At 68.4% G+C, this 1,441-nt stretch carries 1 protein-coding gene; it reads left to right on the top strand.

Translation table 11 applies throughout. From position 1 onward, the window contains the following. Positions 1–1,441 (top strand): acetate--CoA ligase (gene acs / locus PSU4_RS30860; protein WP_147116205.1); only part of this gene is annotated, 1,441 nt, incomplete at both ends.

Below are 1,441 nucleotides of genomic sequence, written 5' to 3'. Positions count from 1 at the left end.
ACCGCGAGGCGTTCTGGGCCGAGCAGGCCGACCGGCTGTCGTGGTCGAAGAAGTGGGACACGATCCTCGACTGGAACGCGCCGTTCGCGAAGTGGTTCGTGGGTGGCGAGCTGAACGTCGCCTACAACTGCGTGGACCGCCACGTCGAGGACGGGCACGGTGAGCAGGTGGCGTTCCACTGGGAGGGTGAGCCGGGCGACACCCGCACGATCACCTACGCCGACCTGCAGCGCGAGGTGTGCCGGGCGGCGAACGCGTTGACGGAGCTGGGCGTGGGCAAGGGCGACCGGGTCGCGATCCAGCTGCCGATGATTCCCGAGGCCGCGGTCGCGATGCTGGCCTGCGCGCGGCTCGGCGCGCTCCACAGCGTCGTGTTCGGCGGGTTCTCCCCGTCCGCATTGAAGTCCCGCATCGAGGACGCCGAGTGCAAGCTGCTCATCACCTCCGACGGGCAGTACCGCCGCGGCAAGCCGGCGCCGATGAAGGAGAACACCGACCAGGCGGTCGCGGACACCCCGACGATCGAGCACGTGCTCGTCGTGAAGCGCACCGAGACCGACGTGCCGTGGACCGACGGCCGCGACGTGTGGTGGCACGAGATCGTCGAGCGGCAGGCCGCCACCCACGAGTACGAGTCGTTCGACTCCGAGCACCCGCTCTACATCCTGTACACGTCGGGGACGACGGGGAAGCCGAAGGGCATCCTGCACACGTCCGGCGGTTACCTCACCCAGGCGGCCTACACCCATCACGCGGTGTTCGACCACAAGCCCGGCGAGAGCGTCTACTGGTGCACCGCCGACATCGGCTGGGTGACCGGGCACAGCTACATCGTGTACGGGCCGCTGGCCAACCGGGCGACGTCGGTGATGTACGAGGGCACGCCCAACACCCCGCACGAGGGCCGCCACTGGGAGATCATCCAGAAGTACGGCGTCACGATCTACTACACCGCGCCCACCCTGATCCGCACGTTCATGAAGTGGGGCACGGAGATCCCGGCGAAGTTCGACCTCTCCTCGCTCAAGGTCCTGGGCAGCGTCGGTGAGCCGATCAACCCCGAGGCGTGGATGTGGTACCGGGAGCACGTCGGCGCCAACGCGACCCCGATCGTCGACACGTGGTGGCAGACCGAGACGGGCGCGATCATGATTGCCCCGCTGCCGGGTGTGACGGCGACGAAGCCGGGCTCGGCGATGCGGCCGCTGCCGGGAATCAGCGCGGAGATCGTCGACGAGGAGGGCAACCCGGTCGGCCACGGCAACGGTGGCTACCTGGTGCTCGACAAGCCGTGGCCGTCGATGCTGCGCGGCATCTGGGGCGACGAGGAGCGTTTCAAGGACACCTACTGGTCGCGGTTTGCGAAGCAGGGCTACTACTTCGCCGGTGACGGCGCGAAGTACGACGACGACGGCGCGATCTGGCTGCTCGGCCGCGTCGA

This window comes from Pseudonocardia sulfidoxydans NBRC 16205 (assembly GCF_007989085.1).
Taxonomy (GTDB): domain Bacteria; phylum Actinomycetota; class Actinomycetes; order Mycobacteriales; family Pseudonocardiaceae; genus Pseudonocardia; species Pseudonocardia sulfidoxydans.
Note: the sequence above shows the minus strand (reverse complement) of the source record. Positions and strands in the feature narration are given on the sequence as shown.